Genomic DNA, 5,132 nt, shown 5'->3' on the forward strand with positions numbered 1-5,132 from the left:
ACCGGCGCCAACTGCGCCCGCGCGGTATACAACGCCGCGGTATACCCGGCAGGACCCGAACCAATGACGATCACGTCATGCACAGTGTCGGCGGTCATAGAACCCTTTCAAACGATCGTCCCTGGATTCGTACAAACGCCAGCGTAGGTGCGGCTGTTCCCGGGAACCCTGTGATGCCGCCGGCGCAACCCATCGCTACCAGACTAAGGGCGGGGGATTTGGGTGTTGGCCAACAAGCCGGTATCGGCGGCATTGCAGTTCAGGGCGACCGCGTAAACCGCCAGGCTGCGCGGAGTGTCGGCCGGCACCACCAGCACGACGCCGGGTCGGGCGTTGATTTCGACGCGGCGCGCGCCCAGCACCTGCGTCGACGCCGGATAACCGAGGCCGGTGAGACAGGAGGCCCGCCTTACGGGATCGGCGAGGGGGCCGTAGTCGGGGCGCTGGCTGAGGAGTCCGACGATTTCTTCGGCTGACAGGGGGATCACCATCGGCGGGGTCGAAACGGTGATGTGCTCGGCCGTCACCTGGGTGCTGGGGGCGGGCTCGGGCGCGGTGATGAGGGCCGCGGTGCCCACACCGATCGCCGCAATTACCGCGCCGACGCCGATCACCGTGGCGAGCACCCGCGTGGGCCGGGGGCGGGGCCGGGCCGCGTGGGCGACGGGCGGGCCGGGTTCCGCCGGTGCGAGCGCCGACGACACCCGGGCGGTGACCTCGGGTGGAACCTCCGGGGCCGGCTCCGCGCCCAGCGTGGCGACGTCACAGCGCACTTGATTCAGCGCGCGCAGGATTTGTTCGGCCTCGGGGTCGTCGCGGACCCGGCGACGCACCCGCGCCGCGGATTCGTCGTCGAGCAGGCCGGCCTGCAGATCGGCCAGAAGCTCGACCGTCAGGGGCGCCTCGTCGGCTTCGTTGTCGGGTTCACGCATCCGCCCCAGTGTCCGTCATGGGTCGCTTCACGGCCACTGGTGGGGCCAGGTCGGATGCGGGTTTCAGATAGCCGAGTAGCTCGGCGAGACGTGCCCGGGCCCGTGCGCATCGGCTCTTGACTGTGCCCTCGGCCACGCCCAACAGCGCGGCGGTGTCGGCCACCGAGTAACCCTGCATGTCGACGGCCACCACCGCCGCCCGCTGTTCGACGGGGAGCCGCATCAACGCGCGCTGCACTACCACCGCGGTCTCCACCTGGGCCGTCCGATCGGCCACCGGGTAGACGTCCTCCAGTGGGACGGTCGGGTGCGCCTTGGTGCGCCGCAGCCGGTCCAGGCAGGCGTTGACCACGATGCGGTGCAGCCAGCTGCCGACGGCGGCGTCGTGCCGGAACGCGCCGGCGCCGCGGTGTGCGGAGAGCATGGCCTCCTGCAGCGCGTCCTCGGCGTCCTCGGCGGTGCGCGTGGTCAGCCGGGCCAGCCGGTGCAACTGCCGGCGATGGCGGAGGAACAACTCGCCGAAGGCGTGTCGATCGCCGGCGACGTGGGCCGCCAACAGCTCGGCATCACTGCGTTCGCGCTGGTTGTCTCCCGTGGAGCCCACGGCCGGACAGTAACCAATCGGCCGCCGGGCGGCACTTCACCGCCGGCTGCCTTGTGAGCGCGGTCAGGACGCCGCCTGGACCGTGATCTCGAAGAAACCGGCCTGGCTCTTGCCGTTGGTCGTGCCCAACGTGGAGATCCAGACGAGCAGATTCGACGTCGGCGATCCGGCCCGCACCGGGATGACGTTGTGGCCCGGCTTGAGCGTGAAGGCCTGCGCCAGCACGGTGGTGTCGCTGAGCGTTGCGGGCGACGCCGTGGCCGCCGAGCGGATCTCGACCTTGGTGCCGGTGCTGGGGGTGTCGATGGTGACCTGCCCGACCACCGTGGGACTGGGCAGCTGCAGCATCAGCCCCTCGCCCTGCTTGAAATTGGGGAACGGGACGGCGTCGGTGTAGATCTCGGTCGCCCAGGCGGTGGAGGGATCGCCGTCGATGGCCTGGCCGGCAGTGCTTGCGTTGTCGGCGTCGCCGTCTGGGGCGTAGACCGTCGCCTTGGTGGGTTTGACCATCCTGCCGGCGGCCGCGGAATTGGGGGCCGACGACGACGTGGAGGACGAGGGGCCGTTCAGCCCGAGCTCGTCCTTGTTGAGGCCGCCCCCGACATTGCCGAAGATCTTGCTCACTACCGATGCCAGCACCAGTAGTGCCGCCACGATGACGACCAGGCCGGCGCCGACACCGATCAACACGTTGCGGCGCCGGCGGGCGAGGACCGCGTCGTCCTGGCTCGCGGACGCGGGCGCGACGGCCGGGGCGGGCGAATCGTCGATCGGGCCGAGCACCTCGGTCCGGTCGGCCACCGCGGTCGCCTGTTGTAGCAGGTTCAAAAGCGTTGACGCGCTGCGTATCCCGCCGTCCTCTTGAACCGCGCGGACCGCGACGGCCGAGATCTGGAAGGGAATGTCGCGGTCGATCACCATCGGCTCCACCGGCTGGCCTGCCGAGTCGCGCTCGGCCGGGGCCAGCCCGCTGCGCACGCTCGACTCCGTCAGCGGCCACCGATTGACCAGCAGGGCATACAGCGCGGCACCGATGCCGCGGATGTCGCCCTGCGGGTTGGCGTCGGGCATGGTCGCCGGGTAGGCCAGGACGACGTCGCCCTCGATGCTGACGCGCACCCGGCTCGGGTGGTCGATCGACAACGCGACACCGGCCCGGTGCGCCGCGTCGGCGGCCGCGGCCAGCGATTGCATGGCCCGGACGGCGCCGACTGGCGACGGGGCGGTGTCGGCCACCTCCTGCAGCGAACCGCCGCGGACCCATTCGGAAACCACCAGGCCGCCATGTCCGGTGTGGACCACGTCGAGCACCCGGGCGATCCCGGGCTTGTCGATGCGGCTGAGCCGCAGCGTGCGGGACAGGATGTCTTGTAGGACCTCGTCGGGCAACGCCCCGTCGGGGTCGACAAAGGTCAGCGCCACCTGCCTGTCCAGGGCGGTGTCCAGCGCCTGCCAGAACTGCCACGGCGGCGCGCCGCCGTGGAAGACCAGCAGGCGGTACCGCCCGCCGGCTATGCGCGCACCCGGAACCAGATGCACGTCGTCCCCCGCCGGGTCGCCGCCGCGGTCGCGGGGCGCGTCGAACGGAGCCGGACCGCGCCGCGGTTCGGGCGCGGCGCCGCCGTTGCGCTGGTCAGAGGGGCGCTCCGGGTTGCGGTCGGCGGGGATGTCGGGTTGGAAGTCGTCGGCGACCGGTCGTGGCAGCTCGGCACCCGACGCGGCGCTCTCGACAGGGCGGTCGGTCACCTCCGGTCCTTTCGCTAGCCGGGCTGGGGTTGCCCGCTCCGGAGGTCTGCGCCGGATCGGCTCCTGGACCGCATTTACCCCAGGCGGGGACGAATTCCTCTGCTCAGGGTACGTGACCGGCGACCGGCCAGACGATCGATCCGGTGTCATGGGTTTGCGGGGGAGCGGCACGCGGCCGCCGAAGCGGCGCCGGACGACGTCCAGCGCCGCCCGGGCCTCCGGAACGCCCGCACGCAGCATCACCGCGGCCATGATCGGCGCCATGATGACCGCCAGGATGAGCAGGCGCAGCAATGAGCCCGCACCGCCGCCGTGCGCCGTCAGCCCGCCCAGGCCCAGCAGCCGGTCGGCGACGTGGGCCAGCAAGCCGGCCAGCAGGGAGGCGGTGATCGTCACCAGGATGGTGCGCAGCTCGCCTCGGCCGATCAGGTGGCCGCCGGCCGGCAGCAGGGTGTGCCGCAACAGGAGGTACCCGATGATCGCGCCGGCCAGGAAGCCGATGCCATTGGCCAGCCCCAGGTAGCCGGCCACCAGCTTGGGGTCGTCGGTGAGATGCGGCGCCAGCACCGATCCGACGATCTTGACCGCCGTGATGACGAGGATGATCACGATCGGCGTCCAGGGCTGTTCGCGCGCATAGAAGACGCGAAGTTGCAGCAGCACCAGGCCGTAGGGGATCAGCGTGAAGGCCGACAGGGCGATCGCGGCGCCCAGGTAGCCGGCGTCGACTCCGCCGAAGTGGCCGTAAGCGAACAGCGCGCTGCCGATCGCGGGTCCGCCGACGGTCATGAAAGCGACGATCGGGATCAGCGTGATCAGCGTCAGGCGGGTGGCCAGCGACAGGTCGGCGAGCACGGCCCGGGTGTCGTCGGCGGCGGCGTTGCGGCTCAGCCGCGGCATCACCACGGTCAGCACGGTGACCCCGATCATGCCGAACGGCAGCATCAGGACCAGCCAGGTGTAGTTGTAGATCGCGGGCCCCGAGGCGGCCGCCGTGCTGGCGATCTGGTTGCCGACGACGAGCCCGAGCTGGCTGATCAACACGTAAAGCACCATCGCGGCGGCCATCGTGCCGAAACGTTTGAGGCGCTCGTCGATTCCCCACAGGGGACGCAGGTCGACGCGTTGGCGCCGCAACGCCCCGAACAGCACCGCGGTCTGCGCGAAGACGCCCAGCGTGGTGCCGACCCCAAGGACCAGCAGCTTGGCGTTGCCCATCCGGACGGGGTCGACGGACAGCTCACCGGGGACGGCCGCGTACACCGCCAGGGTCGCGAGGGCGACGACGTTGTTGACCACCGGCGCCCACGCCGTCGGCCCGAAGACGTTGCGGGTGTTCAGGATTGCCATGAACACCGACGTGAGGCCGTAGGCGAGCACCTGGGGCAGCAGGAGGTAGGCGAAGGCGGTGGTCAGCGGCTCATTGACCTGCGGGGCGCGGCCGAGCATGAGCCGCACCAGCAGCGGCGCGGCGAGCACCGACAGCGCGGTCGCCAACAGCAGCAGCGCGGTCGTCAGGGTGACCAGGCGGCGCACGAACGCCGCGCCGCCGTCGGGGTCGCCCTGCTCCGCGCGGGCCAGCACCGGCACGAATATCGCGGTGAAGGTCGCCTCCAGCACCAGCGCGGCGACCAGGTTCGGCAGCTGGTTGGCCACCGAGAAGGCGCTCGACAGGGCGGCACCCAGGATGGCTGCCAGCAGCACGATGCGGGCGAATCCGGTGAGCCGGCTGACCAGCGTGGCGAACGCCATGGCCCACGACCGCGACACCAGGGCGGCGTCGGACAGTTCGGGGCGCCGGCGGTCGACGCCCGCGGGGACGGGCGGCAGGGGACCCGTGGGCGGGGAGC

4 protein-coding genes are annotated in these 5,132 nt (G+C 71.3%); all 4 read right to left on the reverse strand.

Annotated elements, in window-relative coordinates; genetic code table 11:
- Nucleotides 1-98, reverse strand: a 98-nt coding sequence (locus BST44_RS29955; RefSeq protein ID WP_139334649.1) for an FAD-binding protein, incomplete at its 3' end; no start/stop codon positions are given.
- Nucleotides 99-203: 105 nt separating this feature from the next.
- Complete coding sequence (locus BST44_RS28680; RefSeq protein ID WP_083180022.1) at nucleotides 204-932, reverse strand: RsmA family anti-sigma factor; 729 nt, start codon at nucleotides 930-932, stop codon at nucleotides 204-206.
- The gene (gene sigM, locus BST44_RS28685; RefSeq protein ID WP_083180023.1) at nucleotides 925-1,536 is read right to left on the reverse strand and encodes an RNA polymerase sigma factor SigM; all 612 of its coding nucleotides are present in this window, start codon (nucleotides 1,534-1,536) and stop codon (nucleotides 925-927) included. The genes BST44_RS28680 and sigM overlap by 8 nt, the downstream gene beginning before the upstream one ends.
- Nucleotides 1,537-1,599: 63 nt before the next feature.
- Nucleotides 1,600-5,112, reverse strand: a complete 3,513-nt coding sequence (locus BST44_RS28690) for a murein biosynthesis integral membrane protein MurJ (RefSeq protein ID WP_083180024.1) — start codon at nucleotides 5,110-5,112, stop codon at nucleotides 1,600-1,602.
- Nucleotides 5,113-5,132 lie beyond the last annotated feature (20 nt).

It is taken from the genome of Mycobacterium scrofulaceum (assembly GCF_002086735.1).
Lineage (GTDB): Bacteria > Actinomycetota > Actinomycetes > Mycobacteriales > Mycobacteriaceae > Mycobacterium > Mycobacterium scrofulaceum.